Below are 26987 nucleotides of genomic sequence, written 5' to 3' on the forward strand. Positions count from 1 at the left end.
TCTATACAAGTTAGACTCAAGTCTAAACGGGCTAGAAGGACGAAACAAGGGGATATCCGGGATATCACTAGGATCATCCGGCGGATTTCTGCAATGCTTGTCTATACAGATTTGACGATTTACAACAGCACTTTTTCCATCACGAACTGGACAAAGCGCTGTTCGCGCACGATCACCGCCCGCGCGAGCAGCATTTCGAAGCCGCAGTATTCGAAGAAAGGCCGTCCGGTGACGCTCGAATACGTGTGCAGCGTGGTCAGGCCGGTTGTTTCGGCTTCGGCTTCAATGCGCGCGAGCAGCGACGTCGCCACGCTTTTGCGCTGATGCAGCGGATCGACGAACATCATGTCGATGAGACCGTTCTTTTCGAGATCGGCGAAACCCGCGAGTTCGCCGTCGACGAGCCCGACCCACGTCGGACGGCTGAGACGGGCGAGTTCCCATTCGTCGCGGTCGGTTTGCGCCCAGGCTTCGATTTGCGCCTGGTTGTAGTCGGCCGACGCCGTTTCGCGAACGGCGCGTTGGAACAGATCGATCACACCGTCGAGATCGCTTGCACGATACGGTCTGACATCGATGAGCGGCAGCCCTGACATTTCATCACCTTCGTTACTGTCAAAAAAAACAAAAAACCGCTGCAATAGCAGCGGGGGTCTGGCGTTGAAAACGCGGAAAAAAGAGTGTTTGGGGAACGGCCGGGCGCGCGCAAACGTTCAAATCGCGGGAAATGGGATGTTGGACGTGCGCTGCCGCCGGTTCTTCAGGAAGCCACCACCACCGTCGCGATACCGAGCGCCGTCATCAGAAGCGACGCGCAAACGTGGATCGCGATCTCCGCGAGCGCCCAGCCGAGCCGCCCTTGCTGAAGATGCGCGACCACTTCGGCCGAAAAGGTCGAAAAGGTGGAAAGTCCACCCATCAACCCGGTAATGATGAAAAGCCGCCACTCCACCGAAATATCGGGAAAGCGCGCGAAGAAGGCGACCGCGACGCCGATGATGTAGCCCGCGATGACGTTGGACGCGAACGTGCCGAGCGGCAAATTCGGAAAAATCGCATTCAGGCGCAGGCCGAGGACCCATCTGAGCAGCGATCCCAGTCCGCCACCGAGTCCCACGGCGATGATCGACAGATACATGAAAGTGTGCGTGATTCGAAATTAACTGCGTTATGTCTCGCGGGCGAGCCGGTCGATCAGCGCGCCGCGGCTCGCCTCGACGATCCAGCCTTGCTTGTGCCGCACATGCGCCGCCCAGGTCCCGTCGCGCCGCTGTTCCCAGCAGCCGGCGTCGTGCCCGTCGATGAAAAGCGAGCCGCGCACGACGAGTTGCGGATCGGCGGGGTCGAGCACTTCGTCATCGTTGTGTTCGAGCTTCACGGTGTGCATGAGCATCGTCTGCAAAAACACGTCAAGACCAGAGCCGGTCTTGCCACTGGCTCCATTCTAACGATACTCAAAGCGCCTGGTTCAAACACTCACCGTATCATGAAGGACATTGCCGAAAGGCAATTGAGTATGCGCACGACATGTTCGACCGAAGGGGCATCGAAAGCGAGCGATACAGCATCGATGCGTTCGAGCGTCGGCCACTGGCAGAAGAGATCGGCGAATGCCGTGGTCTGCGTGCGTAGTTCGCAGCGGTGACCAGACAGCGCGGCACGTCCGCGATGCCCCGCGGAAGCCGCCTCGATCGTCTCGCGCGCGGCGAGCTGGATCGCTTCGCAGGCGGCGGCGGGCGTTTCGGTCACGCCGCTCGAATAGCCGTGCGCCGTCTTCACGCACAGAAAGCGCGCGCCGGGAAAGGCGGGCAGCGTCTCGGCGCCGAATACATCGTCGCCCGTCAGCAGCGCGACATGCGCGCCGTGCTCCCCGGCGAGCCGCCCATAGAGGCCGGCCTCGCCGACTTCCTCGCCGTCCAGCGTGACGCGCGCGAAGGCCGCGCTGTTGATGGTGTGCGCGAGAATGCCGCGGCTTTGCGCGCGCGCGTGATAGCCGATCATGAACACCACATCGGGCGCTGCTTCCAGCCCCGCCATCATGCCGAGCGTGCGCGGCTTGCCGAGCACGAGGCGCGCGCGCTGATCGAGCAAGTCGGGCAGCAGATTGCGAAAGCCGCCATGCGAATCGTTGATCCACACCTGCGACGCGCCGCCATCGAATGCGCCCTGCGCCGCCGCGTTCGCCTCGCGCGTCATCCAGCGGCGCGCCTGCTCGTATTCGGCGTTGCCGGCGCGTGTCTGCTCCGGATGGAACACGCCCGCGATGCCTTCGATATCCACCGAGATCAGCACTTTCATGATCGTGTCTTCAATGCGTCGTTGAGCGAAATGCGCCGATGACCATCGCGTCCGGCAACCGTTTCGGCGCTGAGGAGCGCATCGAGGATCGCCTGTTCGACGCTGTCGGCCGCCGCCTGGAATAGCGGGTCGAGCCGTGCGTCGCTGATGAGCGGCGGCATCGTGATGAAGTCCGCATCGTGCGATACGGTGTAAGCGGTCGTGAAAGCCAGCGCGATGTCGCCGCTGCCGTGGCCGTAGACCGACCCCGTACGCGCGAGTCCGGCGGCGGCGCGCATCGCGAGACGGCGCAACTGACGCGCATCGAGCGGCGCATCGGTTGCGATCGCGATGATGATCGAGCCTTGCTCGGGCGTGACCTTCGATGCGTCCGCCGACACCAGCGCGCGGCCGACCGCCTCGCCCGCGATCGTGAGTTGCGGCAAACGGCCGAAGTTCGCGAGCACGAGCGCGCCTGTCGTGTACCCGCGCCCGTTGATTTGCACGATGCGCGACGCCGAGCCGATTCCGCCTTTCAGCTCGAAGCACGACATGCCGCGCCCCGCGCCCACCGCGCCGCGCGCGAAGTCGTCGTTGCAGGCATCGAGCGCGCTCCGGTAATGCGCTTCATCGATCGCAAGCGCCTGCATGTCGTTGAGATAGCCATCGTTGCATTCGAACACCAGCGGATTCACGCTCGGGTCTTCGCGTCCGATGCGCGGGTTCGCAGCGATAGCCGCGCGAATCTGCGCATTCGCGATGGTCCCCACGCCGAACGTATTGGTCAACGCGATGGGCGTTTCGATCACGCCGAGTTCTTCGAGCTGCACGAGCCCGACGCTCTTGCCGAAGCCGTTGATCACGCACGCCGCGGCCGGCACTTTGCCGCGATACACATCGCCGGCGTGCGGGCGGACCACGGTGACGCCCGTTTGCACCGCGCCCTGCGCAAGCGTGCAGTGCCCGACGGTCACGCCCGCGACATCGGCGATCGTGCCGCGCAACCCCGCTTCGAGCAGACCGATATGCATCATGGCCGGTCGAGCTTGGGATCGAGCGCGTCGCGCAGGCCGTCGCCGAGCAGGTTGAACGCGAGCACGGTGAAGAAGATCGCGAGGCTCGGGAAGATGGCGACGTGCGGCGCCATCGCCATGTCGGCGCGCGCTTCGTTGAGCATCGCGCCCCACTCCGGCGTGGGCGGCTGCGCGCCCAGACCGAGAAACGAAAGGCTCGCGGCCGTGATGATCGACGTGCCGATGCGCATCGTGAAGTACACGACCACCGACGAGATCGTGCCCGGCAGGATATGCCGCGCGAGTATCGTCCAGTCCGATGCGCCGATGCTTCGCGCCGCCTCGATATACGTGAGATGCTTCAACGCGAGCGTATTGCCGCGCACGAGCCGCGCGAACGCGGGAATGCTGAAGATCGCGACCGCGCACACGACATTCACCATGCCGTTGCCGAGAATCGCGACCACGCCGATCGCGAGCAGAATGCCGGGAAACGCGAACAGCACGTCCGCGATGCGCATTACGATGCGGTCCCACCAGCCTTCGTAATAGCCCGCGAGCAGGCCGAAGAACGTGCCGATCACCGCACCGAGCACGACCGACACCAGCCCCGCCGTCAACGAGATGCGGCTGCCGACGAGTATGCGGCTCAGAATGTCGCGCCCGAGCGCATCGACACCGAACCAGTGCGCAGCCGATGGACCCGCGTTGAGCGCGTCGTAGTCGAAGTAGTTCTCCGGATCATAAGGCGCGATATACGGCGCGATGATCGCGATCACGATCAGCAGCAACACGAACACGGCCGCGATCATCGCGATGTGCTGCTGCCTGAACTTGCGCCAGAACTCCGTCCACGGCGTGCGGATCTCTTGCGGCGCCTGCACCGCGCTTTCGGCTGCCACGCTCATGCGGTCCTCACTTGAAGCGGATGGTCGGGTTGATGATCGCGTACAGCACATCCACGATCAGGTTGATCACGATGAACTCAAGCGAGAACAGCAGCACTTCCGCCTGAATCACCGGATAGTCGCGCATCTCGACCGCATCGACCAGCAGACGCCCGAGGCCCGGCCAGTTGAACACCTTCTCCACGACGATCGAGCCGCCGAGCAGAAAGCCGAATTGCAGGCCCATCATCGTGACGACGGGAATCATCGCGTTGCGCAGGCAGTGCTTCACGATGACCATCGGTTCGTGCACGCCTTTCGCGCGCGCGGTGCGCACGAAGTCCTCGCCGAGCACTTCGACGAACGACGCGCGCGTGAAGCGCGCCATCACCGCCGCGACCGCCGCGCCCAGCGTGATCGAGGGCAACACGTAGCCCTTCCACGTGCCGTCGTCGACGATCGGCAGCCAGCCGAGCTTCACCGAGAAGATTTCCATCAGCAGCATGCCGAGCGCGAACGCCGGAAACGAGATGCCCGACACCGCGAGCGTCATGCCCAGCCGGTCCGGCCAGCGATTGCGCCATACCGCCGACACGATGCCGATGCCCATGCCGAAGATCACCGCCCATACCATGCTCGCGAGCGTGAGCCACAACGTGGGCATGAAGCGCTCGGCGATTTCCGTCGCCACGGGCCGCTTGCTGCGCGTCGACATGCCGAAGTCGAAATGCACGATCTTGCCGAAGAAGCCCACCAGTTGCTGCGGCAGCGGCTTGTCGAGACCGAGGTCGGCACGCACGAGCGCGACGGTCGCTTCGTCGGCTTCCGCGCCCGCTGCGAGCCGCGCGGGATCGCCCGGCAGCATGTGCACGAAGAAGAACACGAGCACCGCGACGATGAAGAGCGTCGGCAGAAGGCCTAACAGTCGTTTGGCGATGAAGTTGAGCATCGTTTCCGGTCAGTTGCGGCCGGGCGATCGCGCCCGGCCGAAAGCGATTACTTGATGGCGATCTCTTCGAAGCTGAACGAGCCGTCCGGCATCACGTACGCGCCCGACAGACGCTTGCTGCGCGCATACACGACCTTCTCCGTGACGAGGAAGATCCACGGTGCATCGGCCCAGATACGCTTCTGCGCGTCCGCGTAGAGCTTGGCTTTCTCGCTGCGATCCGTGGTGGCGAGCGCTTTCGAGAGATCGTCATCGACCTGATCGTTCTTGTAGTACGCGGTGTTGAAGAGCTTCGGCGGGAACGACGTGCCGCCGAGCAGCGGCGAGAGCGCCCAGTCCGCTTCACCCGTCGACGACGACCAGCCGATATAGAGCATCCGCACCGGCGCCGTCTTCGGATCAGGCGCGCTCTCGATGCGCTGCACGCGCTGCCCCGCTTCGAGTGCTTCGACCGACGCCTTCACGCCCACTTGCGCCAATTGCTGCTGCACGAACTGGATGATCTTCTGCGCGGTCGTATGGTTATAGCCCGACCACAGCACGGTTTCGAAGCCGTTCGGATAGCCTGCTTCCTTCAGCAGTTCGCGCGCCTTTGCGGGATCGTATTTCCACGGCCCGAGTTTGGTCGCGTATTCGACGCCCGGCGGCACCACGCCTTCGGCCGGCACGGCATAACCCGCGAACGCCACCTTCACGAGCGCTTCCTTGTTGATCGCATAGTTCATCGCCTCGCGCACCTTCGGATTGTCGAAGGGCTTTTGCAGCACGTTCATGCTGACGTAGCGCTGAATGATCGACGGCGCCGCGATCAGATCGACCTTCGGGTTCGCCTTGAGCGTCGCGGCCTGCTCGAACGGCACCGAGAACGCGAAATCCGCCTCGCCCGTCTGCATGAGCGCGGAGCGCGTGTTGTTATCGACCACGGGCTTCCAGTCGATCATGTCGATCTTCGGCAAACCCTTCTTCCAGTAGCCGGCGAACTTCTTCACCTTCAGGTCGTCGGTCTGCTTCCATTCGACGAACTCGAACGGCCCCGTGCCGACCGGATGAAACGCGATGTCCTTGCCGTACTTCTGCAGCGCGGCCGGCGAAATCATCACCGCCGACGGATGCGCGAGCACGTTGATGAACGCCGAGAACGGAATCTTCAGCGTGATCTTCACCGTGTAGGGATCGACCACTTCGGTCTTCTCGATCTTGTTGAAGAGGTTGTAGCGCTTGAGCTTGTTGTCCGGATTGGTCACGCGATCGAACACGGCCTTCACGGCATCGGCGTTGAAGTCGGTGCCGTCGTGGAACTTGACGTCACGGCGCAGATGGATCGTGTAGACCTTCGCGTCGGGGCTCGCCTCGTAACTCGTCGCGAGCACGTTCTGGATCTTCATGTCCTTGTCGAAGCCGAACAGACCCTGATAGAACGACTTCGCCACCGCTTGCGAGAGCGTGTCGTTGGCGTCGTACGGGTCCATCGTCGTGAAGGTCGAGGCCACGGCCATCACGGCGGTGCCTTGCGCATGCGCCGCCATCGGCGCGAGTGAGGTCAGCGCGGCGAATGCACTTGCAGCGAGTATCGAGCGCAAATTCGAGCGCAGTTTGAAGGACGGCATCGTTGGACTCCTTTGACGTTATGGTGTTATCAATACGCGCCGCCAACGTGATGCTCGGCAACGTAATGGTCTGGTCCTACGGCTACGAGTTTCGCGACGATGGGCTCATCGCCGAGCTTGCGGATCGGGCTTGGAATCTCGTCGGCGGCGAGCATGCGTTGCGCGTGCCGGCGTGACGGATCGGCGACCGGGACCGCGCTCATCAGCTCGCGCGTGTACGGATGACGCGGCGCTTCGAACACGGCCGCGCGCGGCCCGATCTCGACGATCTGGCCGAGATACATCACCGCCACGCGATGACTCACGCGCTCCACGACCGCCATGTCGTGCGAGATGAACAGATACGCGACGCCGAGTTCGCGCTGCAGATCGAGCATCAGATTGACGATCTGCGCGCGCACGGAGACATCGAGCGCGGAGACGGATTCATCGGCGATGACGACTTTCGGGTTCAACGCGAGCGCCCTTGCAATCGCGATGCGCTGTCGCTGGCCGCCCGAGAATTCATGCGGATAACGCTGCGCCGCTTCGGGCGGCAAGCCGACTTTTTCGAGCAGCCAGTCGACCCGCGCCTGCGCTTGCTTGCCGCTCGCGACGCCATGCACGAGCAGCGGCTCCATCACCGAGAAGCCGACCGTCAGACGCGGATTGAGCGACGCGAACGGGTCCTGAAAGATGAACTGGATATTGCGCCGCAGGGTCTGCAGTTCGTGGCCTGCGAGCTTGCTGATGTCGCGTCCGTCGAATTCGATGGAGCCGCTCTGGCTTTCAACGAGCCGCAGCAGCGAGCGCCCCGTCGTCGATTTGCCGCAGCCCGATTCGCCGACGAGCGCGAGCGTCTCGCCCGGACGCAAGTCGAAACTCACGCGCTCGACCGCATGCACCGCCGCCGTGATGCGGCCGAACAAGCCGCTTTTCACCGGAAAGCGCGTGACGAGATCGCGCACGCGCAGAATCGGCCTGATGGTTTCGTCGACGGCAGGCTGCCGTTCCTTCTCGACCGCCTCGGATGGACGCAACGCGCTCGCATCGTCGGGCGCGAGGTCGACCGGTGCCACTTCGAGGATCGGGAATTTCGCGGGACGATCGGTGCCGCGCATCGCGCCGAGCGTCGGCACGGCGGCGAGCAGCGCCTTCGTGTACGGATGCTTCGGCGCGTGAAACAGCGCGTCCGATTGCGCCTCTTCCACTTTCTCGCCGCGATACATCACGAGCACGCGATCTGCCACTTCCGCGACCACGCCCATGTCGTGCGTGATGAAGATCACGCCCATGTTCATTTTGTTCTGCAGGCCGCGCACGAGTTGCAGGATCTGCGCCTGGATCGTGACATCGAGCGCGGTGGTCGGCTCGTCGGCGATCAGGAGCGCGGGCTTGCACGACAGCGCCATTGCGATCATCACGCGCTGGCGCATGCCGCCCGACAACTGATGCGGATAACGCGCGAACACGCGTTTCGATTCGGGAATGCGTACGAGATCGAGCAGACGCAGCGCTTCGGCGCGCGCCTCCGATCCGCTCTTGTTCTGATGCAGGGCGATCGCTTCCGCGATCTGATCGCCGACCGTGAAGACCGGATTGAGCGAGGTCATCGGCTCCTGGAAGATCATCGCGATGTCTGCGCCGCGCACGCCGCGCATCGTCGCCGATGACGCCTTCGCCAGATCGAGCACCTGCCCGTTGCGCCGGCGAAACGCGATGCTGCCGGACACGATGCGGCCGCCGCCATGTTCGACGAGCCGCATCAACGCGAGCGACGTCACCGATTTGCCCGAGCCCGATTCGCCGACAATCGCGAGCGTCTCGCCCCGATCCACCGTGAACGAGATGTTGCGCACGGCTTCGATGGTGCGCGCGCGCGAGCGAAACGCGACCGACAGATCGCGCACGTCGATCACGCGGGCATCGGGCAAGGTCGCGCTCATCATCGATAGATCGCCGTGACGGGCGCTTCGCCCACGCGCGCAAAGCCGCGATACATGCCTTCCGTGTTGAACGGCAGCACGACGTTGCCCTTCGCATCGACAGCGACGAGACCGCCGCGCCCTTCTATGCGTGGCAGCTTCATCATCACGACATCGTTCGATGCGTCTTCCAGCGACGCACCGCGATATTCCATTTGCGCCGATACGTCATACGCCGCGAGCATGCGGATGAACATTTCGCCCGTGCCGGTGGTCGACACCGCGCAGGTCGCGTCGTTCGCGTAGCAGCCCGCGCCGATCAACGGCGCATCGCCGACGCGGCCGGCCTGCTTGTTGGTGATGCCGCCCGTCGACGTCGCGGCGGCGAGATGGCCGTTGGCATCGAGCGCGACCGCGCCGACCGTGCCGAACTTCCTGTCGGGATCGATGGGATCGATGGGATCGCGCGGATCATTCGAGAAGGCGAACTTCGTCATCGCGTCGTGATCGAGCATCGTGCCTGAGGTGCCACGCGCGTTGAGCCATTGCTGATGGCGCGCTTCCGTGTAGAAGTACGACGGATCGACGAATTCGAGACCTTGCGCGGCCGCGAACGCTTCCGCGCCCGGTCCCGTGAACATGACGTGATCGCTCACGTCGAGCACGCGGCGCGCGGCGAGCACGGGATTCTTCACGCGCGTCACGCAACTGATCGCGCCGGCTTCGAGCGTCGCGCCGTCCATCACGGACGCGTCCAGTTCGTGCGTGCCCGCCGCCGTGAACACCGCGCCGTGGCCCGCGTTGAAGAGCGGACAGTCTTCGAGCAGGCGCACGGCTTCGGTGACGGCATCCAGCGCGCTGCCGCCATCGGCGAGCACGCGTTGAGCCGCGCTCAGGATGTCGGTAAGCGCCGCGTGATAGCGCGCTTCCGCTTCGGCGTTCATCGCGTGGCGCACGATCGTGCCCGCGCCGCCGTGAATGGCGATGACTGGTGTGGCGTTCATGACTTGCGCGATTCCGTATGAGTGTGTCGTTTCGCAGTGGTGCGGCGCGTGGCCTGAACCGCGTGCGCTTCTTTCGGCAAAGAAGGCGCGACGAGCCAGGGCAACACGAACCCGGTCAATCCCGATGCCGCCTCGACCGAGCGCTTGGCCCGGTGCGCGACCGCATCGCACAGTGCTTCGATGACGGCCAGCACGGCCGTGTCGCAATTCGCCGCGAGCCTGCGTTCGGCGCGGATCGCGAGCACGAGATCCGCGACCTGCGCGAGCGGCGAAGCGGCGCTGTCCGTGAGCGCGACGACGCGCAGGCCGTGATCGCGCGCGAGCTGCGCGAGCGTGATGGTGTCGTCGACATAACGCGGGAACGCGATCGCGATCAGCACATCGCCGCGCGCCGCCGTGAAGAGCCGCCGCGCGGCGTGCGACGGTCCGCCCGTCAACGCGAGCGACTGCACGTTCGCGCAATACGGCGTGAGCCCGTGCTCAAGCAGGCCGGCCAGAAACGCGCTCGCGCCGTAACCGATCGTGAAGACGCGCGGCGCGGCGAGAATCGTATCGACGATCGCCTCGGCCTTCGCGCCGTCGACGGAGGTTTGAGCAAGCCGCAGATTCGCCGCCGCCTGCGCAAGCGATGCATCGAACACTTCGGCCCCGCTCGCCGGCGATTCGAGCGCGGTGCGCAAGCGCTCGACCGGCGCGATGGTCGCCTCGAAACCGCGCACGAGCGCCTCGCGAAACGACGGATAGCCGGAGAAGCCGAGCGCGCGCGCGAAACGGTTCGCCGTCGCCACCGACGCGCCCACCGCGCCCGCCAGTTCGTCGATGCGCATGGTCGCCGAGCGAAACAGGTTCGCCAGCACGAACGCTCCCATGCGCCGATGAATGGGCGTGAGCGTCGGCATGGCCGCGGCGATGCGCGCGGCGATCAGATCGTCTGCGCTCGCCGGCGCACGAACCGATAGGGAACGGGACATGGAATGCGCTGCGCTCTCGTTGCGATGAAACGCGATGAAAGTATATTTACTCGAAACGCCGCTCAAAAAAAATTCATTTTCATCGACCTCGGGTTTTCGATAAGACGCCCAAGTGAGCCCCGTCCGATACCTCGGAGCTGCACGATCATGCACAATACGGGACGCATCGCGATATGAACGCGCGTCCTGAGTGCTCCCCAGTCCCTATGAATTTCGACTTCCTTCCCGATCCGTTGCCGCATCAACTCGCTGCTCATCCGTGGGCACAACTGATCGCGGGCCTCGTCGCGCTCGCGCTGATCGCGCTCTTCGTGCAATGGGTGGTCGCGCGCATCGTGCTGTATGTCGCGCATCGGCTGCTCGTGCTCGCCGGGCATCAGAAGTGGGATCGGGCGTTCATCAAGCATCGGGCGTATCACCGGCTCTGGTACGCGGTGCCGTTCGCCACCGTCGCGATCGGCATCGACGAAGTGCCGCGCATCGGTCACTGGGCCACGGTCATCGGCCGCATCGCGCACGGCGGCGCGTGGGTCTGCATTTTCTTCGCCGCGGGCAGCGCGCTGTCGGCGTGGCAGGACGTCTATGCGGAAAGCAAGGAAGCCCAGACGCGCTCCATCAAAGGCTATATCCAGATCGGCAAGCTGGGGCTCGCGCTCGTGTGCGGCGTGCTCGTGCTGTCGATTCTCATCGACCGTTCGCCGCTCTGGATGCTGTCCGGTCTCGGCGCGCTGTCCGCCGTGCTGCTGCTCGTGTTCAAGGACACCTTGCTGTCGCTGGTCGCGAGCACGCAACTGACATCGAACGACATGCTGCGCATCGGCGACTGGATCGAAATGCCGCAAGCCGCCGCCGATGGCTTCGTGAAGGACATCGCACTGCACACGGTCAAGGTGCAGAACTGGGACAACACCGTGACCACCGTGCCGACCTACAAGCTCTTTTCCGAGAGTTACCGCAATTATCGGCACATGTTCGAGTCGGGCGGGCGGCGCATCAAGCGCACCTTGCGCATCGACGCACAATGCGTACGCTTTCTCTCCGACGAGGAAACCGCGCGTCTGAAGCGCTTTCGCCTGCTGCACGATTATCTGGAACAGAAGCAGACGGAAGTCGAGCAGGCGAACCGCAATCTCGGCGAGCTGGCCAACGAGCCCGCGAACCGGCGGCGGCTCACGAATATCGGCACGTTTCGCGCGTATGGGCTCGCCTATCTGCAACGTCATCCGGAGATCCGCCAGGACATGGCGATCATGGTGCGCATGATGGAACCGGAATCGCAGGGCATTCCGGTCGAGGTGTACTGCTTCACCGCGACGACCGCGTGGACGCAATACGAACGCATTCAGGGCGATGTCTTCGATCATCTGCTGTCGATTCTTCCCGAAATGGGCCTGAGGCTGTATCAGGCGCCTTCGGGCGCGGACATGACCGGTTTCGTGGGCCGCCTACGTGGCGAAATGCCCACGCTGTGATTCTTTCCGTCAAAAAGAATCAGGCAAGAATCCTCCACTTTTGTGTATTCACGTTGACGCTTCCCGTCCGTACGATCTAACCATCGCCGATGCGCCCTTTTTCCGCAGCTTCATAGCCGCGGTGGAATCGCTTTTTCCGCGCATCGCCATTCAATCGTCATAAAGGGAAAACACAACGTGATCGATCGCGTCCATGCCATGCGTGTCTTCACGCGTGTCGTCGATACGAACAGCTTCACGCGTGCGGCCGAGTCGCTTGGCATGCCGCGCGCGAGTGTTTCGACGACCGTGCAACAACTCGAAGCGCTAGTCGGCGTGCAATTGCTCGCACGCACGACACGGCGCCTGAATCTCACCGTCGATGGCGCCGCCTATTACGAGCGTTGCGCGCAGATCCTCGCCGACATCGACGAACTCGAATCCGGTTTCGGCGCGGGCGAGGAGCGCCTGCGCGGACGGCTGCGCGTGGAAATGCCGGATACCGTCGCGACCTCGATCGTCGTGCCCGCGCTGCCGGAGTTTCATGCGCGCTACCCGCAGATCGAGCTGTCGATCGGCATCGGCAATCGCAATGTCGATCTGGTCGGCGAAGGGGTCGATTGCAGCGTGCAGCTCGGCGAACTGCCCGATTCGGGTCTGATCGCGCGCCGTCTCGGCATGCTCGAACAGGTCACGTGCGCGAGTCCCGCGTATCTGGACAAGCACGGCATGCCGCAAACGCTCGACGAGCTCGCGCAGCACGTCGCGGTCAATTGCATCTCGGAGAAAAGCGGCCGCCCCGCCGACTTCGATTTCGATGTCGATGGCGAGCCCGTCACGATGAAGATGCGCGGTTTCGTGCAGGTCGCCGACGAGCACGCATACCTCGCGTGCGGCGTCGAAGGGCTCGGGCTGATCCAGCCGCTGCGCATCGCGGCGCAGTCTTATCTGCGCTCGGGACAACTGCGCGAAGTGCTGCCGCAATGGAAGTCGCCACCGCTGAAGGTGTCGGTGGCGTTTCTGAAGAGCCGACAGGCGACGCCGCGCGTGTCGCTGTTCGTCGACTGGCTCGCGGCGCTGTTCGAACGTTCGCAACAGATGGACGACACGCTGACGAGTCTGTATCGGTCGGCGCAGCGTCGCGGGCCCTCGCGCCGGGACCGTCCCGAGGAAGAAACCGCCGGCGCGTGATTGTTTCGATTTCTGTTTCGCTATCGCACGGGCGTGGCCGCATTCGCGCCCACGACCGTGTTCCACTTGCGCACTTCCCAACGGTCCACCAGCCCGTTCGTCACGTACGGATCGCTCTTCGCGAAGTCTTCCGCGGCGGCGGGCGAATCGCTGTGAAACAACAGCATCGCGCGATCGGCGGGAGCGTCGAGCGCGCCCGCGAGCACGATATCGCCGCGCTCGACCGCCGCCCACGCCATAGCCAGATGCGCGTCGCGAAACTGTCCGCGGCGTTCCAGATAGTCCGCACAGAGGTCATATATCAACAGGTAATGCATTGCTGTCTCCTTTCAGTGAATGATGGATGGCCGCCAGCTAGTCTGTCCTATTTTCGAGATCGATAAATCAAGAGTTCAATCGGAACCGTCTGATCGCCTTACGAAAGCGTATCGCCCATGATGTGCGGATACTCGCAAAGGGCTCCGCCATGAACCGCAAGCAACCTCCCTGCAACACGTGCACGAAGCACGATTGCCGCACCTGCGCGTGGACGTCGCCGCTCGACGCATCGTACCGCACGCTCATCCGCCCCCACTCCATGTTGTCGCTCGTCGCGCTATCCGTGAACGAGAGCGAACCCGCGCCTGCGGAAGCTTCGTGGCTCGCCATGGCTGGCAAACGCATCCGCAAATTTTTCTCGGATCTGAGTCTTCGCGCGCGCTGAAAGCGCACCGCCGGTTGCATCGACACACCGTTTTCGTAAAGAATTTTGCACATATCTTTTTAGGATAACTGTGCAAGTAGAATCCGCTACACACTCGCGCTTGCGTTAAGCGTCCATGTAGAAAGGAAAGTCAGTCGATGAGCATCAATCTGGTTCAGGCGGTCAATGCCGCGATCTCGGAAAACATCGCGGAACAGTTGTCGCAACAGTTCGGCATCCCGGGGCAAATCGTCCGGCAACTGGCAGCACGCATCGCGCCAGGGCTCGTTGCATCGCTGATGGACCGGGCGACGCTCGTGCCTGGCTCGCAGTCGGTGTATTCCGTCATCATGCAGCCGGAGACCAACGCGTATATCGTCGACCAGTTCGCGAAGCTGATCGCGACCACCGCCGGGCTCAAGCAACTCGAAGTCAACGGTCATTCGCTCGCCGCGCTCGCGACGGGCCATCGCGTCGATGCATTGAGCGACGCGGTTTCGGCCGAAACCGGCGTTCCCACGCAGGCCACTTCCTCGCTCGCCGGCATTGTCGCCGCCGTGCTCTTCGGCGTCATGAAACGGCACTTCCTGCTCGCGCAATGGGGCTTGCCGCAAGTGCCCAGGCTATTGCGCGATCAGGTCGGCGAGATCAATGGATCGATGTCGAACGCGGTCGCGGCGGCCATCGGCGTCGGCAATACCGAAGGCTTCACCAGTTGCATCACGCCGCGCCTCGACACGGTCGCGTCCAGCCTGGAACCGCGCATGGATGCCGATGTCGCCGTGGCGGTCGCGCCGCCCGAACCCGTCGTGGAGGCCGCCGCGCAAAGCGCGCCGGCATCCAGGCCCGCGCCGCCTGCGCCGCCGCCTCCGATGCGCGCACCGCTACGCAAACCCGCGCCGGCACGTTCGAACAAGTGGATCTGGCTGCTCTTCGCCGTGTTGGCGATCATTCTCGCGCTGGTCTACTACCGCGGCTTCACGCACAGCGAAAGCGTCGATCTGAGCGCCGCGTCGGCCACGCAACCCGTCACGGACGTGTCGACGCCGGCCTCCTCCGCCGCTTCGCTGACCGCGCAAGCCCCCGACAACGCGCCGGTGGCCGCATCCGCCACCATCGATACGCCGGTCGCAACAGCCACGGCGGCGCAAGCGCCCCCTGCACCGTCGGTCGATCCCGCCGCCTGGAAAGACGCCCAGTTGCTGCTCAACGTCAACGCGACGGGCATTCCGGCCATCGAGGCGACGGTCGGAACGGAAGCGGAGAAGAAGCATCTGCTCGACGCCATGACGGCACGCTTCGGCAAAGCGTTTACCGCGGACGTTTCCGTCGTCCCGCAAACGCGGCCGGCCACCTGGCTTTCGCGCCTGAACGATTTCTTCCCGCTCATGGCCGTACCCGGCGCTGAAGCCAAGATCACCGGCTCGAAAGTGGAACTGAGCGGCACGGCGGCGAATGCAAAGCTCGGCTGGACCGATCGCCTCAAGAACGCGCTCGGTGGCATGTTTCAGGTTGCGGCGTTCGACGTGGACGGCGCGGTCGCCAGCGCAACGCAATCCTTTCGCAGCGCGATGAAGAGCCTGCTCGCCACGGATACGCCCTGCTCCGGCGACAAGCTGACCCGCGTGCTCGACCTTCAGGTGGTCAACTTCGCGCGTTCGAGCGCGCAGGTGCCGGAAAGCGCATTCGCCACGCTCGGCGAGACGGCGCAATTGCTCAAGAGCTGCGCGGCCAAGGGTTCGATGGTGAAGCTGGAAGTCGCTGGTTATTCGGACGCGCAAGGCACGGCCGCAGCGAAAATGGAAGTGTCGAAGGAACGTGCTCAGGCGGTCCGAGGGTACCTGGTGCGCAACGGCGTGCCGCCGCAGTCTCTTACCGCAGCCGGTTACGGCGACGCCAACCCGATCGCCGACAACGAAACCGCCAGCGGTCGTTTCGCGAATCGACGAATTGCGTTCGTCGTCAAAAAAGGCTGAACGCCAGTCCGGTTACCGTCATTCGCACGCCGTCGCGCCCAAACGCGACGGCGTTTTCATTTTTGCGCGCGCGGTATGAGCGCGACTCAGCCGCCCGAACTCGGCTTCGCGAAATCGTTCTCGGCCCAGCGCTCCGCGCTCGCTTTGGAGAGCTTGAACGCTGGCGAAACGCGCACGTGCGCGAGTTGGGTGCCGTATGCGTCGAAGGCTTTGAGGTTGGCGTAAGGATCGTCCTCATCAGGAACGATCTCAAGCGTCACGGTCATGTCCTCGCCTTGCACGTCGATGGTCACGTTCTTGTGCAGCATCGCGTGACGCTGCTGCTCGTGACGGCGCAACACTTCCGACGCCGTCTTGACGAGCGTGCGGAATGCGTTTGCATCGAGCGGTTTCGGGTTTTTCTTGTCGCGGCCCATCGTCCACGGGCCGACGAGCGCGGGCTCGGCTTCACCCGCCTGGATCATCTCGACGGCCCAGCCGTCGTCGTCCTCGTTCTTGATCACGCGGGCGGTCCAGCCGTCGTCGCGCCAGAGGCGGTCTTCATGGATCGCGTCGTCGTCGGTGGAGGGAATGTCGGAATCGGTCATATCGTAGCAATGCAGAAAATGAGGCAATGCGACGAATTTTACCTTGGGCGTGCTCGCGGCACGGTTCGTGCCCCCAGGATTGGCCGAACGGCCAGTGTCATACCCAAACGCTGTGCGCCGTGCTACTTTGAATATACCGGGACCCTCCGGAATCCATCTGCATCGCAGTCAAGAAGCCGTAAAACTCTGATAAGGAGCAACCGCATGCTTGCATTCATCGGTACTTTGATCGTCGGACTCGTTGTTGGTCTCATCGCCCGGGCGGTCAAGCCGGGCGACGACAACATGGGCTGGATCATGACCATCGTGCTCGGCATCGCCGGCTCGCTGATCGCCGGTTACGTCGGCCGCGCGCTCGGCTGGTATCAACCGGGGCAACCGGCCGGGTGGATCGCCTCGGTGATCGGCGCGATCATCCTGCTCGTCGTCTGGGGAATGATCCGCAAGCGCAGTTAGTAACGCAACGCCTGAATATTTCCGGTTCGGGTTCAGCCAGACGCCTCGCCCACGCTGGACGAGGCGTCTTTCCATCAGGCGATGCGCGCGACATCGATCTCCACGCCGCCGCGCACCACGCGATTCGGCAACGCGCCGCCGAGCCAGTACGAAAGCTCAGCAGGCCTGCCGATTCTCCACGCGACGAAATCCGCTGCCTTTCCTGCTTCGAGCGAACCGTGCGTGGATTGCAGACCCAGCGCTTTCGCCGCATGAATCGTGACGCCGGCGAGCGCTTCTTCCGGCGTCATCCGAAACAGCGTGCAGCCCATGTTGAGCATCATGCGCAGCGAAAGCGCCGGCGATGTGCCCGGGTTCAGATCGCTCGCGAGCGCGATCGGCACGTGATGCCGGCGCAGCGCGTCGATGGGCGGCAACTGCGTTTCCCGCAGCATGTAAAACGCGCCCGGCAGCAGCACCGCGACGGTGCCGGCTTGCGCCATCGCGATGGCATCGTCCTCGGTCATGTATTCGAGATGATCCGCCGACAACGCCCGATAGCGCGCCGCGAGCGTCGACCCATGCAAGGACGACAACTGCTCGGCATGCAACTTCACGGGCACGCCGAGATCGCGCGCGCATCGGAACACACGTTCGACCTGTTGCGTGGAGAACGCGATGTGCTCGCAGAACGCATCGACGGCATCGACGAGACCGTCCGCGACGAGCGCCGGCAGCATCTCGTCGCAGACGTAGGCAATGTAGTCATCCGCGCGATTCGCGTACTCGGGCGGCAACGCGTGCGCGGCGAGGCAGGTCGCGCGCACGGTCAGCGGCAGCGCCTCGCCGAGACGGCGCGCTACCGCGAGCATCTTGCGCTCGTTGGCGAGATCCAGCCCGTAGCCGGACTTCACTTCGAGCGCAGTCACGCCTTCGCGCATCAGACCGAGCGCGCGCGCCTTCGCGGTGTCGAACAACGCGTCCTCGCTGGCTTCGCGCGTCGCGCGCACCGTGCTCGCGATGCCGCCGCCGCGCGCCGCGATCTCCGCGTAGCTCACGCCCTGCAACCGCTCTTCGAACTCGCCGCTGCGATCGCCGCCGAATACGAGATGCGTATGGCAGTCGATCAGGCCCGGCGTCACCCACGCGCCGTCGAGATCGACGCGTTCGCAATCGCCGCTCTCCGGCGCCGCCGCGCGCGGCCCGATCCATTCGATGCGCGCGCCATCGGTCAGGATCACGGCGTCTTCGATGACCGAATACTTGCCGCCGGCCATCGTCGCGGCATGGCAGTGCTGCCAGCGTTTTTTCATCGCTTGCCTTGCGCGCCTTCGATCATCGGCAGGTCGAGGCCCTGCTCGCGCGCGCATTGAACAGCGATGTCGTAGCCCGCGTCCGCGTGGCGCATGACGCCCGTCGCCGGATCGTTGTGCAGCACGCGCGCGATGCGCGCATCGGCTTCCGCGCTGCCATCGCACACGATGACGACGCCCGAATGCTGCGAAAAGCCCATGCCGACACCGCCGCCGTGGTGAATCGACACCCACGTCGCGCCGCTCGCCGTGTTCAGCAGCGCATTGAGCAGCGGCCAGTCGGACACGGCATCGGAGCCATCGCGCATCGCCTCGGTCTCGCGGTTCGGGCTCGCGACCGAGCCGGAATCGAGATGATCGCGGCCGATCACGACCGGCGCCGACAGCTCGCCATTGCGCACCATCTCGTTGAACGCGAGGCCGAGCTTCGCGCGCAGGCCGAGCCCGACCCAGCAGATGCGCGCCGGCAGCCCCTGGAAGCTGATGCGCTCGCGCGCCATGTCGAGCCAGCGATGCAGATGCGCATCGTCGGCGATGAGTTCCTTCACTTTCGCGTCGGTCTTGTAGATGTCCTCCGGATTGCCCGACAGCGCGGCCCAGCGGAACGGCCCGACGCCGCGGCAAAACAGCGGCCGGATGTAGGCCGGCACGAAGCCCGGAAAGTCGAACGCGTTTTCGACGCCCTCTTCCTTGGCCATCTGTCGAATATTGTTGCCGTAGTCGAAGGTCGGCACGCCCTGTTCGCGGAACGCGAGCATCGCGCGCACGTGCTCGGCCATCGATTGCTTCGCGGCTTTGACGGTCCCGGCTGCATCGCTTTGCGCGCGGTCGCGGTACTGCGCCCAGGTCCAGCCTTTCGGCAGATAGCCGTTGAGCGGATCGTGCGCGCTGGTCTGATCGGTGACCATGTCCGGGCGCACGCCGCGTCGCACGAGTTCGGGCAGCACATCGGCGGCGTTGGCGCACAGCGCGACGGAAACCGCGCGTCCCTCCGACGTATGGCGCTGAATGCGCGCGAGGGCGTCGTCGAGATCGGTCGCCTGTTCGTCGACGTAACGCGTCTTCAGACGGAAATCGATGCGGCTCTGCTGGCATTCGATGTTCAGCGAGCACGCGCCCGCGAGCGTCGCCGCGAGCGGCTGCGCGCCGCCCATGCCGCCGAGCCCGGCGGTCAGCACCCAGCGCCCTGTCAGATCGCCGCCGTAATGCTGGCGTCCGGCTTCGACGAAAGTCTCGTACGTGCCCTGCACGATGCCCTGACTGCCGATATAGATCCAGCTCCCGGCGGTCATTTGCCCGTACATCGCCAGGCCTTTCGCGTCGAGCTCGTTGAAATGCTCCCAGTTCGCCCAGTGCGGCACGAGATTCGAGTTCGCGATCAGTACGCGCGGCGCGTTCTCATGCGTCTTGAAGACGCCGACCGGCTTGCCCGACTGCACGAGCAGCGTCTCGTCCGCTTCGAGGCGCTTGAGCGTCTCGACGATCTTGTCGTAGCACGCCCAATCGCGCGCCGCCCGACCGATGCCGCCATACACGACGAGTTCGTTCGGATTCTCGGCCACGTCCGGGTCGAGATTGTTCATCAGCATGCGCAGCGGCGCTTCTGTCAGCCAGCTTTTGGCGTTGAGTTGCGTGCCGCGCGGTGCGCGGATCTCGGTGTCGCGAAAACGGGAAGATGAAGTCACGGATTGCTCCTGCGCATCAAGAAGTGAGAGTCGACGAGCGCGGACAACGACCCGCGCCGAATTGCAGTCATGTTCTTGTATATACAACTTGGATTGTATTAGGGGAATCCCGAGGCCCGTAGCGCTGTATTCGCGTGATTCTTGTATAGACAATCGTCACGGCACCGGCAAACCGCCGTCGCGCTTGAGTTCGCGCAGCGAGAGCATCGATTCGACGGCGGTCACGCCCGGCAAGGTGCGCAGCACGTCGCGCATGAAGACGCCGTATTCGTCGAGATCGCGCGCGACGATCTGCAGCAGATAATCCGCCGTCCCCGAAATGTTGTGACACGACACAATCCGCGCGATGCCCTGAATCTCGCGCTCGAAGCGGTCGGACAGCGCGCGATCGTGGACGCTGAAGCGCACCTGCGCGAATGCGACGACGCCCAGTTCCAGCGCCTTGCGCGACAGTACCGCGCGATAGCCATCGATATAACCATCGCTTTCCAGACGCTTGAGTCTGCGCGCGCACGGCGTCTCGCTCAGGCCCACGCGCTCGGCGAGCTTCGCGATCGGCATGCGGCCGTCCTGCTGAAGCGCGACGAGCATCGCGCGGTCGATACGGTCAAGTTCACTCATGGCGCCTTCCTCTTTTAGCATCAAAAATTGTAGTGGAAAGCCGCGCCATACTCCGAATTATCGATGCAAAAGGCCAGAAAACACCCCGCGCGTAATGGCACGATGAAGCCTTCATAACAGGAGTTTCATCATGGTTTCGGCACACTTGCTCTGGGTTTTCATCGGTGCGCTGGCGGTTGTCTACGCGCTGCCCGGACCGGACATGGCGCTCATGCTTCAGACCAGCGGCACGCGGGGTTTCCGGCACGGACTTGCCGTAGCCGCGGGTCTCGCCACGGCGCGCGCGACGCATGTGACGCTCTCGGCGCTCGGCGTCGCCGCGCTCCTGCGCAGCGCGCCGTGGCTCTACGATGGCGTGCGTATCGCGGGCGGATTGTATCTGTCGTATGTCGCGATTCAGATTTTCCGCTCGCCCGCGTTCGGGCTCGAAGCGGCGCCCGGTCAGGCCGCCGCGCCGACGCTGCGGTCGGCATACGCGAAAGGCATTCTGAGCAGCATCCTCAATCCGAAGGCGCTGCTGTTCTGCTCCGTGCTGCTGCCGCAGTTCGTGCGGCCGGAAACCGGCCCGGTCTGGTCGCAGGTGCTGGAACTGGGCGTCGTGCTAATCGTGGTCGGCGTCGCGTTCGACCTGACGCTCGCGGCGGGCGCGGTGAGAATTTCCGGCTGGCTGCGCCGTCACCCGAAAGCGCAGACCGTGCAGCGCTGGACGTTCTCCGCCGCGCTGCTCGCGTTCGCCGCGCGGCTGTCGCTGGACTGAGCGCGCGCCGTCGCGTTCAGTCCAGCGGCTTCAGAAAAAGCTCATGCTTCGGCGCGAAGTGCGCGTAGAGCGGCAGGATCGCGCCGCCCATCGCGCGTGCGTCAGGACCGATCTGCCCTTCGACGAGCCGTGGCCGCGTCATGCCCTGCCAGTCGAACGCGGCGAGCGCGTCATCGGTGCGGCGGATCACGTCGTGCAGCAAGGCGCGGTCGATTTCCCCATCGATCACCACGGCTTCCAGATCGAGCAGCGCAGCCGATGATGCGATGCCCGTCGCGATCGCGGGACACGTCTCGCGCATCCACGCCTGAGCCAACCCGCGCAATTCCGGCGACAACGCGCGCTCGTCGTGCGCGGCGGCGGCCGGCGCGCCCGCGGCTGCGAACGCCTTTTCCAGCACGTAGACCGACGCCGTGTTGAGCAATTGCCCCGGGCGCTGCCGCTTGCCGCCGGAGATCAGCGGCAACGAACCGATCGCGCCCGCGTTGCCGCCCGGCCCGGCGTGCAGCCGGCCGTCGATCACGAGTCCGCCGCCGATGAACGTGCCGATGAAGACGTACAGGAAATTGCGCAGCCCGCGCCCCTGACCCATGACGAGCTCGGCGGCGCACGCGGCCGTCGTGTCCTTGGCGAACTCGACGGGCAACGCCGTCATCGACTGAATGCGCGCGCGGATGTCGATGTCGTCCCACGCCGCGAGCACGTCGGGCGGCGTGTCGAAGAAATCGCGCCAGCCGCCGAGCCACAGCGGCGCCGCGACGCCGATGCCCGCGATCTTGCGCGCGTCATCGCCGAGCGCGCCGATCACGCGCGCGAGCCGCTCTTGCAGCGCGGGAAAGAGCGTGTGCGGATCGGGGTACGGATATTCCAGCGTTTCGCGCGCGCGCACGCTGCCGGCGAAATCCATCGACAGCACGTCGAGACTGCGCCGCCCCACTTTCACGCCGATGGAAAACGCGCCGTCCGCGCGCAGCGAGATCGGCACCGACGGCTGGCCGATGCGGCCGCGCACGCGCGAGCGCGGTTCCTTCGCGAGCAGGCCGTCCTCGATCAGATGATCGATGATCAGCGAGACCGTCTGCATCGACAGACGCGTCAGGCGCGCGACGTCCGCCTTGGGCAGCGCGCCGTGGAGGCGGATCGCCTGCAGGACGATGCGCTCGTTGAACTGGCGCATGCCCAACTGGTTCGAGCCGACGGAATGCATCGAGGCTTTGCGCGCGGGCCGCTCAGACATCGGCCGCGGCCTCGCGGCGCGGGCGCGCGCGGCGGATATCGTTCATGTGTTCGTCCCCGTTCGATTAAATCCAGCGTTTTTATTTAGTAAAGACTTCCGCGCCGATTTTATCAAGCAGCTTTCATTCGCCGTCCACGCGCAGGCCGTCAATTTTTTTCGCGATTTTTAGTCGGTTATGTTCGACGGAGATCAACTCCTCCGTCCAGACAATGAGCACGCTCGAAGCCCTCCACGCGATCGTCAGCGACGAAAGCGCGCCGCAGATCATCCGCGATCACATCGTCGATTCGCTGCAGTTCGCGCTGCGCAATCAACCCGGCTATTTCACGCTCAAGGAGATTCAATGGCTCGCGCAATGGGACGACACGCGCATTCCCATCGCGGCGGCAAAGGTATTGAACGAGATGAAGATGGTCTGAAGAGCGCCGTGCTCAGTGCGTCCCCGAGGCGCGCGCGTGCCAGTCGTAATCGAACACGGTCGCTTGAGCCGGTTCCGCCAGGCACTCGACGAAACTGATCACTTCCGGATCTTTCAGGAAACTCGCGGCCGAACTCGCCGCGAGAATCGCCGAACTTTCCTGCGGCCGCGCGACGAGAAAACCCTGCACGTAGTCGACGCCGATTTCCTGCAACGCGCGCAAGGTATCGACGTCTTCGACCCATTCCGCCACGCTGCGCATGCCGAGATTGCGCGCGAGCGCAACGATCGCCTCGACGATCGCGATATCCGCCGGATGGGCGCACATCGAGCGCACGAATTCGCCGTCGATCTTGAGGGCATCGGCGGACAGCGCCTTCAGATACTTGAACGACGTGTAGCCCGCGCCGAAGTCGTCGAGCGCGATCTTGCCGCCCATGTCGTGCACGCGCGCGATGAAACGCTGCGTGTTTTCCAGATCGTGCAGCGCGACGCTTTCGGTGATCTCCAGACACAGGTACTGCACGATGGACTGATAGCGCGCGAAGAGCGCGAAGATGTCCTCCATGAACTGCTCGTCGTTGAGCGATCCGCCGGAGAGATTCACGCAGATGAACTGCGTGTTGGCGAGCTGATGCTGATGCTTCTCGATCCATTCGAGCAGCGTCGAGATGACCCAGCGGTCGATCGCCGCGATGTTGCCCGATTCCTCCGCCGCGACGATCACCTTGCCCGCGGGCAGCGTCGCGCCATCCGGCGCGCGCATGCGCAGCAGCACTTCGAAGTTGAGCGATTCGGTCGGCGCGGACAGCGACATGATCGGCTGCATCACGAGGAAAAGTCCTGGCGGCAGGCGGTTGCGCCCGAGCGTTTCGACGAGCTTCAGTTCTTCCGCGCGCTCCTCGAACGCGGCCGCGCCCTTGCGATACGTGACGAGATGCGTATGCGCGACTTTCTTCGCCTCGCGACACGCGCGGTCCGCGTGCGACAGCGCGTCCTGCACGCGCACGCCCCGCGAGCATTCGACCAGACCGATCGACGCCTTCACCTGAAACGCGCGATTGCCGACCTGATACGGCGCGTCGGAGAGAATGGAGATGAGTTCGCGGCATTGCGCGATGGCATCTTCGATCGACGTATCGTTCATCACGCAGACGAACTCGTCGCCGCCGATGCGCCCGACCGGATAGTTGCGCGCGAAATGCGCCCGCGTGCGCGCCGCGACCTGACGCAGCACTTCGTCGCCGCTGCGATGGCCGAAGAGATCGTTGACGAGCTTGAAGCGGTCGAGATCGACGTACGCCAATGCCCACGGCAGCGTTTCCTCGCTCTGCGCGGAAATGGCCTTCTCGATGCCGCGCCGATTCAGCGAGCCGGTGAGCGGATCATGCTCCGCCAGAAAGCGCAGGCGCTCGACCGCCTTCGACCGTTCGGTCGTATCCTGCAGCGAACCTTCGATCCAGCCGTTCGAGCGGATCGCCTTCAGCAGATAACGGCGCTCGCTCGTGCCGCGTTCCGGCGAGCCGCCCATTTCCAGTTCGCCGTCGCTGCCCTTCGACGCCAGCGCCTGCAGCGCGCCCCACGCGCCCGCCTCGAAGTAGTCGTTCCAGTGCCGCAGCTTGTAGTCGGCCTTTTGCAGATCGAGCATCGCGCGCAGTGCGGGATTGGCGCGCACGAAGTGACCGTCGGCGTCGAGCGTGAAGAGGCCGATCGGCGTGACTTCGTAAGTGTTGCGCAATTCCATCTGCGCCTGGCGGCGGAAATCGCGTTCGGCGCGCATCTGCTCGGCGATCGCGAAAGCCGCCATCATGCTCGACGACAGCGCGGCCATCACGGTATTGACGCCGCCGACCAGCACCTTCAGGCCGAACGCCGCGCCCAGCACTTCGGAGAAGGTCGCGAACAGCACGACCGCGAGCGAGGCCACGTACCAGAGCACAGTGCGCGAGCGCGCCATCCACACGAGCCGCGCGAGGAAGAACAGCAGCACGCAGATGCCGAACCCTGCGATGATCCACAGCGTCGGAATGAAAAGCGCGTACGGCAGCGCGAGCGCGGCCGCGAGCAGCACGATGCCGACATATTGAATGACGCGCAGCAGCCAGCGATAGCCGACCACGCGCAATTCGCGCCGGAACAGCTGCTGAAACAGTGCGGCGGTCAATAAGTAATAGGCAGCGAACGTGAACTGCCGCAACGGCTGCATGAAATCCGACGGCAGTAAGCGGCCGAGCCATTGCATGTCCCAGCCCATCGCGTTCGCGCACAGGCGCAGATTGCCGACGAGCCACACCGCGAAAATCACGTAGGTCCACTCGTGATTGATCAGCGCCGTGACGAAAACGAACACCGCGAGCGTCAGCAGCCCGCCGGCGATGAGGCCCGAGCTTTCCTGAAAGTCGAGCGCGGAGTTGCGCAGGCCCTGCCATTCCCACGCATAGGCGTTGATCTGCGCGGGACCGGAGAACGTGCCTCGGCAAAGAATGGTGGCAGCCTGCTTCAGGCGGCCGACCTGAATCGAGAAACCCGCCTTCACCGTGCGCATTTCGCCGCTCACGCCTTCGCGATCCGCACGTCCGAGCGGCGCGAGCGTAGCCGCATTCCAGCAGGCAAGCGTTTGCGCATGGCGCGACGGCAATTCGACGACCGTCGACGAGTCGGCACTCATGCTCGGCGTCGTCAGACTGAACCAGATGGGTTTTTCGGAGAGACGGGTGCTATAGCGCGAAACGGGCGCGACGCCTTGCAGCGCTTCGAGCGCATCCGCGGGCGTCATGATGTCGCCTTTATCGGCGACGATACGCAATGAAAGAGGAATCGCGCCGCGCGTTTCATATTGGCGCGGCAGAAAATAAAGCGTCGCGATCGTACCGAGCAAAATCAGGAACGGCACGGCGTATACGGCGACCGCGTACAGCGCGTCGTCGATCCACGAGCCCGTGCGTCTGAATCTCGATAAGGAAGCTGGAATAACCGACGCCATACCTGGAAAAACCCCCGTTTGCGCCCAGCGCGACATACGCCGGCGCAGACAGCGGCGGAGCCCGAAAATCGCCGCGCGCCGCCGCTTTTGGCCAACCGGACCGCTCGGCGATCCGGTTTATCGCTATTACCTTCCTGGATACGTTCGTGCTTTTTTTACCTTCCGTAGGCCATCAAAGGAGCCTCCGGGCATCGTACCGGTTCCCAGTCAAAAGATAAATCTACAGAATGCAAATCGATATCCGGATGGTGCGTGTTGACCATGTAATTGAAGAGCGGGTGACGTGCTTCTTCCCAGCGCTGGCGCGCCGCCGCGACATCCTTCGCCAGCACGCGATGCGGCAGGCCGCCCACGTGCGACATCGGGAGGAACTCGTTTAAGCCGAACACATCCTTGAAGAGCATCGCCTCATACTCCCGATCCAGCGGCGTACGCGCCGTGATCACCATATAGTCGATCTCGTGCAGTTCGCAGAACATCCAGAGCGCCTTGCACAGCGCCACTTTCACCACCCGTCCGACCATGCCGCCCGCCACGCCGAGACGCGTCGCTTCCGCGAGGCGGCTCGTGCCCAGATGATCGGGCAGACGCACTGACTGCTCGACCGCGAGCGGGCCATACGCATTGGTCTGGATGCGCATGGTGCCGAGCGGCGCGCCGTCGAGCTTCGATTCCGCCAGCAACACGGCGGTGCCGCGATCGCGATCGGAAGTTTCGATGTTCATCGTTTCGGCAAATTCGGGCAGATGACGCCCATAGGCCGAACGTCTGATGCTCACGGCTTTCTGCAGCCCCGCGTCGTCGCGGACGATACGGATAGTAAACGGCATCCGCTCCGATTTCTGAAGTGCCGGCACGACCGTGAGAGTTGGGCGAACCGCCGATTCGGTTTGGTTAGCGGCGGTGCTGTTGGCAAGGTTCAGACGTTCCATTTTGTAAACCCCATTTTTTCTTGGCGATTGGAAAAGTGCCGCGCGTTAAGGACGTTTATTGGTTGGTTCCCTTACGCGGGCGAATCGAGCCTCTCACGAAGTCAAAA

The 26987-nt window shown here is 64.0% G+C and carries 27 protein-coding genes; 8 read left to right on the plus strand and 19 right to left on the minus strand.

What is annotated here, in order from left to right; all coding sequences use genetic code 11:
* Nucleotides 1–119 precede the first annotated feature (119 nt).
* The 11 genes from AWB80_RS10160 to AWB80_RS10210 form a co-directional block, all read right to left on the minus strand.
* Entirely contained in the window at nt 120–596 is a 477-nt protein-coding gene (locus AWB80_RS10160; protein WP_061174511.1) for a GNAT family N-acetyltransferase, read from the minus strand.
* 164 nt (nt 597–760) lie between these two features.
* A complete protein-coding gene (gene crcB / locus AWB80_RS10165) occupies nt 761–1138 on the minus strand; it encodes a fluoride efflux transporter CrcB (RefSeq protein WP_061174512.1) in 378 nt (125 codons plus the stop codon).
* Nucleotides 1139–1168: 30 nt separating this feature from the next.
* On the minus strand, nt 1169–1387 hold the full coding sequence (locus tag AWB80_RS10170) for a hypothetical protein (RefSeq protein WP_244206460.1): 219 nt from the start codon (nt 1385–1387) through the stop codon (nt 1169–1171).
* A gap of 89 nt (nt 1388–1476) precedes the next feature.
* Complete coding sequence (locus AWB80_RS10175; RefSeq protein WP_061174514.1) at nt 1477–2298, minus strand: M55 family metallopeptidase; 822 nt, start codon at nt 2296–2298, stop codon at nt 1477–1479.
* A complete protein-coding gene (locus tag AWB80_RS10180; protein WP_061174515.1) occupies nt 2295–3311 on the minus strand; it encodes a DmpA family aminopeptidase in 1017 nt (338 codons plus the stop codon). The genes AWB80_RS10175 and AWB80_RS10180 overlap by 4 nt, the downstream gene beginning before the upstream one ends.
* The gene (gene gsiD, locus AWB80_RS10185) at nt 3308–4198 is read right to left on the minus strand and encodes a glutathione ABC transporter permease GsiD (protein ID WP_061174516.1); all 891 of its coding nucleotides are present in this window, start codon (nt 4196–4198) and stop codon (nt 3308–3310) included. The genes AWB80_RS10180 and gsiD overlap by 4 nt, the downstream gene beginning before the upstream one ends.
* Nucleotides 4199–4205: 7 nt before the next feature.
* Nucleotides 4206–5126, minus strand: a complete 921-nt coding sequence (gene gsiC / locus AWB80_RS10190; protein WP_061174517.1) for a glutathione ABC transporter permease GsiC — start codon at nt 5124–5126, stop codon at nt 4206–4208.
* Between the two features lie 47 nt (nt 5127–5173).
* A complete protein-coding gene (gene gsiB, locus AWB80_RS10195; protein ID WP_061174518.1) occupies nt 5174–6733 on the minus strand; it encodes a glutathione ABC transporter substrate-binding protein GsiB in 1560 nt (519 codons plus the stop codon).
* A 29-nt stretch (nt 6734–6762) separates the two neighbouring features.
* The gene (locus AWB80_RS10200) at nt 6763–8661 is read right to left on the minus strand and encodes a dipeptide ABC transporter ATP-binding protein (RefSeq protein WP_061174519.1); all 1899 of its coding nucleotides are present in this window, start codon (nt 8659–8661) and stop codon (nt 6763–6765) included.
* The gene (locus AWB80_RS10205) at nt 8658–9641 is read right to left on the minus strand and encodes an isoaspartyl peptidase/L-asparaginase family protein (protein ID WP_061174520.1); all 984 of its coding nucleotides are present in this window, start codon (nt 9639–9641) and stop codon (nt 8658–8660) included. Before AWB80_RS10205 ends, AWB80_RS10200 begins: the two co-directional genes overlap by 4 nt.
* A complete protein-coding gene (locus tag AWB80_RS10210; protein WP_061174664.1) occupies nt 9638–10612 on the minus strand; it encodes a MurR/RpiR family transcriptional regulator in 975 nt (324 codons plus the stop codon). Before AWB80_RS10210 ends, AWB80_RS10205 begins: the two co-directional genes overlap by 4 nt.
* 206 nt (nt 10613–10818) lie before the next feature.
* Here AWB80_RS10210 and AWB80_RS10215 point away from each other — a divergent pair, with 206 nt between their 5' ends.
* Both AWB80_RS10215 and AWB80_RS10220 read left to right on the plus strand, forming a co-directional pair.
* A complete protein-coding gene (locus tag AWB80_RS10215; RefSeq protein WP_061174521.1) occupies nt 10819–12084 on the plus strand; it encodes a mechanosensitive ion channel family protein in 1266 nt (421 codons plus the stop codon).
* 177 nt (nt 12085–12261) lie between these two features.
* Complete coding sequence (locus AWB80_RS10220) at nt 12262–13254, plus strand: LysR family transcriptional regulator (protein WP_061174522.1); 993 nt, start codon at nt 12262–12264, stop codon at nt 13252–13254.
* Between the two features lie 20 nt (nt 13255–13274).
* Here the strand turns inward: AWB80_RS10220 and AWB80_RS10225 are convergent, their stop codons facing one another.
* On the minus strand, nt 13275–13571 hold the full coding sequence (locus AWB80_RS10225; RefSeq protein WP_061174523.1) for a YciI-like protein: 297 nt from the start codon (nt 13569–13571) through the stop codon (nt 13275–13277).
* 149 nt (nt 13572–13720) lie between these two features.
* Here AWB80_RS10225 and AWB80_RS10230 point away from each other — a divergent pair, with 149 nt between their 5' ends.
* Together AWB80_RS10230 and AWB80_RS10235 are read left to right on the plus strand one after the other, a co-directional pair.
* Nucleotides 13721–13957, plus strand: coding sequence for a hypothetical protein (locus AWB80_RS10230; RefSeq protein WP_061174524.1), 237 nt, complete (start codon nt 13721–13723; stop codon nt 13955–13957).
* Between the two features lie 137 nt (nt 13958–14094).
* Nucleotides 14095–15912 (plus strand): OmpA family protein, encoded by a 1818-nt coding sequence (locus AWB80_RS10235; protein WP_061174525.1) that lies wholly within the window; start codon nt 14095–14097, stop codon nt 15910–15912.
* Between the two features lie 86 nt (nt 15913–15998).
* Here AWB80_RS10235 and AWB80_RS10240 read toward each other — a convergent pair whose 3' ends face one another.
* On the minus strand, nt 15999–16499 hold the full coding sequence (locus AWB80_RS10240; protein ID WP_061174526.1) for a hypothetical protein: 501 nt from the start codon (nt 16497–16499) through the stop codon (nt 15999–16001).
* 204 nt (nt 16500–16703) lie between these two features.
* Between AWB80_RS10240 and AWB80_RS10245 the strand changes: the two genes are divergently transcribed.
* A complete protein-coding gene (locus tag AWB80_RS10245; protein WP_061174527.1) occupies nt 16704–16955 on the plus strand; it encodes a GlsB/YeaQ/YmgE family stress response membrane protein in 252 nt (83 codons plus the stop codon).
* A 74-nt stretch (nt 16956–17029) separates the two neighbouring features.
* Here the strand turns inward: AWB80_RS10245 and hutI are convergent, their stop codons facing one another.
* The 3 genes from hutI to AWB80_RS10260 form a co-directional block, all read right to left on the minus strand.
* Nucleotides 17030–18247, minus strand: a complete 1218-nt coding sequence (gene hutI, locus AWB80_RS10250) for an imidazolonepropionase (protein ID WP_061174528.1) — start codon at nt 18245–18247, stop codon at nt 17030–17032.
* The gene (hutU, locus tag AWB80_RS10255; RefSeq protein WP_061174529.1) at nt 18244–19932 is read right to left on the minus strand and encodes a urocanate hydratase; all 1689 of its coding nucleotides are present in this window, start codon (nt 19930–19932) and stop codon (nt 18244–18246) included. Before hutU ends, hutI begins: the two co-directional genes overlap by 4 nt.
* Nucleotides 19933–20088: 156 nt before the next feature.
* Entirely contained in the window at nt 20089–20553 is a 465-nt protein-coding gene (locus AWB80_RS10260) for an Lrp/AsnC family transcriptional regulator (protein ID WP_061174530.1), read from the minus strand.
* Between the two features lie 130 nt (nt 20554–20683).
* On the opposite strand from AWB80_RS10260, the gene AWB80_RS10265 reads away from it, so the two are divergent.
* Nucleotides 20684–21310 carry a LysE family translocator gene (locus AWB80_RS10265; RefSeq protein WP_061174531.1) on the plus strand — a complete coding sequence of 209 codons (627 nt, stop codon included), beginning with the start codon at nt 20684–20686 and terminating at the stop codon, nt 21308–21310.
* Nucleotides 21311–21326: 16 nt separating this feature from the next.
* On the opposite strand, the gene AWB80_RS10270 is transcribed toward AWB80_RS10265, so the two are convergent.
* On the minus strand, nt 21327–22547 hold the full coding sequence (locus AWB80_RS10270) for an ROK family transcriptional regulator (RefSeq protein ID WP_061174532.1): 1221 nt from the start codon (nt 22545–22547) through the stop codon (nt 21327–21329).
* On the opposite strand from AWB80_RS10270, the gene AWB80_RS44345 reads away from it, so the two are divergent.
* Both AWB80_RS44345 and AWB80_RS10275 read left to right on the plus strand, forming a co-directional pair.
* Nucleotides 22486–22716: a hypothetical protein gene (locus tag AWB80_RS44345; RefSeq protein WP_167390439.1), complete on the plus strand. Its 231-nt coding sequence runs from the start codon at nt 22486–22488 to the stop codon at nt 22714–22716. The two genes, AWB80_RS10270 and AWB80_RS44345, sit on opposite strands and share 62 nt — an antisense overlap.
* 40 nt (nt 22717–22756) lie before the next feature.
* A complete protein-coding gene (locus AWB80_RS10275; RefSeq protein ID WP_061174533.1) occupies nt 22757–22966 on the plus strand; it encodes a hypothetical protein in 210 nt (69 codons plus the stop codon).
* Nucleotides 22967–22978: 12 nt separating this feature from the next.
* Here the strand turns inward: AWB80_RS10275 and AWB80_RS10280 are convergent, their stop codons facing one another.
* Nucleotides 22979–25948: a putative bifunctional diguanylate cyclase/phosphodiesterase gene (locus AWB80_RS10280; RefSeq protein WP_061174534.1), complete on the minus strand. Its 2970-nt coding sequence runs from the start codon at nt 25946–25948 to the stop codon at nt 22979–22981.
* Nucleotides 25949–26103: 155 nt separating this feature from the next.
* Nucleotides 26104–26880 carry a hypothetical protein gene (locus tag AWB80_RS10285; protein ID WP_061174535.1) on the minus strand — a complete coding sequence of 259 codons (777 nt, stop codon included), beginning with the start codon at nt 26878–26880 and terminating at the stop codon, nt 26104–26106.
* Nucleotides 26881–26987: the final 107 nt, after the last annotated feature.

Origin of the sequence: Caballeronia pedi, assembly GCF_001544915.2 — a bacterium.
GTDB lineage: Bacteria > Pseudomonadota > Gammaproteobacteria > Burkholderiales > Burkholderiaceae > Caballeronia > Caballeronia pedi.

What these genes read in the sequence shown, in the direction of transcription:
- AWB80_RS10160 (WP_061174511.1), bottom strand. Translation starts at nt 596, where the DNA reads ATGTCAGGGCTGCCGCTCATCGATGTCAGACCGTATCGTGCAAGCGAT.
- crcB (WP_061174512.1), bottom strand. Translation starts at nt 1,138, where the DNA reads ATGTATCTGTCGATCATCGCCGTGGGACTCGGTGGCGGACTGGGATCG.
- AWB80_RS10170 (WP_244206460.1), bottom strand. Translation starts at nt 1,387, where the DNA reads ATGCACACCGTGAAGCTCGAACACAACGATGACGAAGTGCTCGACCCC.
- AWB80_RS10175 (WP_061174514.1), bottom strand. Translation starts at nt 2,298, where the DNA reads ATGAAAGTGCTGATCTCGGTGGATATCGAAGGCATCGCGGGCGTGTTC.
- AWB80_RS10180 (WP_061174515.1), bottom strand. Translation starts at nt 3,311, where the DNA reads ATGATGCATATCGGTCTGCTCGAAGCGGGGTTGCGCGGCACGATCGCC.
- gsiD (WP_061174516.1), bottom strand. Translation starts at nt 4,198, where the DNA reads ATGAGCGTGGCAGCCGAAAGCGCGGTGCAGGCGCCGCAAGAGATCCGC.
- gsiC (WP_061174517.1), bottom strand. Translation starts at nt 5,126, where the DNA reads ATGCTCAACTTCATCGCCAAACGACTGTTAGGCCTTCTGCCGACGCTC.
- gsiB (WP_061174518.1), bottom strand. Translation starts at nt 6,733, where the DNA reads ATGCCGTCCTTCAAACTGCGCTCGAATTTGCGCTCGATACTCGCTGCA.
- AWB80_RS10200 (WP_061174519.1), bottom strand. Translation starts at nt 8,661, where the DNA reads ATGATGAGCGCGACCTTGCCCGATGCCCGCGTGATCGACGTGCGCGAT.
- AWB80_RS10205 (WP_061174520.1), bottom strand. Translation starts at nt 9,641, where the DNA reads ATGAACGCCACACCAGTCATCGCCATTCACGGCGGCGCGGGCACGATC.
- AWB80_RS10210 (WP_061174664.1), bottom strand. Translation starts at nt 10,612, where the DNA reads ATGTCCCGTTCCCTATCGGTTCGTGCGCCGGCGAGCGCAGACGATCTG.
- AWB80_RS10215 (WP_061174521.1), top strand. Translation starts at nt 10,819, where the DNA reads ATGAATTTCGACTTCCTTCCCGATCCGTTGCCGCATCAACTCGCTGCT.
- AWB80_RS10225 (WP_061174523.1), bottom strand. Translation starts at nt 13,571, where the DNA reads ATGCATTACCTGTTGATATATGACCTCTGTGCGGACTATCTGGAACGC.
- AWB80_RS10230 (WP_061174524.1), top strand. Translation starts at nt 13,721, where the DNA reads ATGAACCGCAAGCAACCTCCCTGCAACACGTGCACGAAGCACGATTGC.
- AWB80_RS10235 (WP_061174525.1), top strand. Translation starts at nt 14,095, where the DNA reads ATGAGCATCAATCTGGTTCAGGCGGTCAATGCCGCGATCTCGGAAAAC.
- AWB80_RS10240 (WP_061174526.1), bottom strand. Translation starts at nt 16,499, where the DNA reads ATGACCGATTCCGACATTCCCTCCACCGACGACGACGCGATCCATGAA.
- AWB80_RS10245 (WP_061174527.1), top strand. Translation starts at nt 16,704, where the DNA reads ATGCTTGCATTCATCGGTACTTTGATCGTCGGACTCGTTGTTGGTCTC.
- hutI (WP_061174528.1), bottom strand. Translation starts at nt 18,247, where the DNA reads ATGAAAAAACGCTGGCAGCACTGCCATGCCGCGACGATGGCCGGCGGC.
- AWB80_RS10260 (WP_061174530.1), bottom strand. Translation starts at nt 20,553, where the DNA reads ATGAGTGAACTTGACCGTATCGACCGCGCGATGCTCGTCGCGCTTCAG.
- AWB80_RS10265 (WP_061174531.1), top strand. Translation starts at nt 20,684, where the DNA reads ATGGTTTCGGCACACTTGCTCTGGGTTTTCATCGGTGCGCTGGCGGTT.
- AWB80_RS44345 (WP_167390439.1), top strand. Translation starts at nt 22,486, where the DNA reads ATGCCCAACTGGTTCGAGCCGACGGAATGCATCGAGGCTTTGCGCGCG.
- AWB80_RS10270 (WP_061174532.1), bottom strand. Translation starts at nt 22,547, where the DNA reads ATGTCTGAGCGGCCCGCGCGCAAAGCCTCGATGCATTCCGTCGGCTCG.
- AWB80_RS10275 (WP_061174533.1), top strand. Translation starts at nt 22,757, where the DNA reads ATGAGCACGCTCGAAGCCCTCCACGCGATCGTCAGCGACGAAAGCGCG.
- AWB80_RS10280 (WP_061174534.1), bottom strand. Translation starts at nt 25,948, where the DNA reads ATGGCGTCGGTTATTCCAGCTTCCTTATCGAGATTCAGACGCACGGGC.
- AWB80_RS10285 (WP_061174535.1), bottom strand. Translation starts at nt 26,880, where the DNA reads ATGGAACGTCTGAACCTTGCCAACAGCACCGCCGCTAACCAAACCGAA.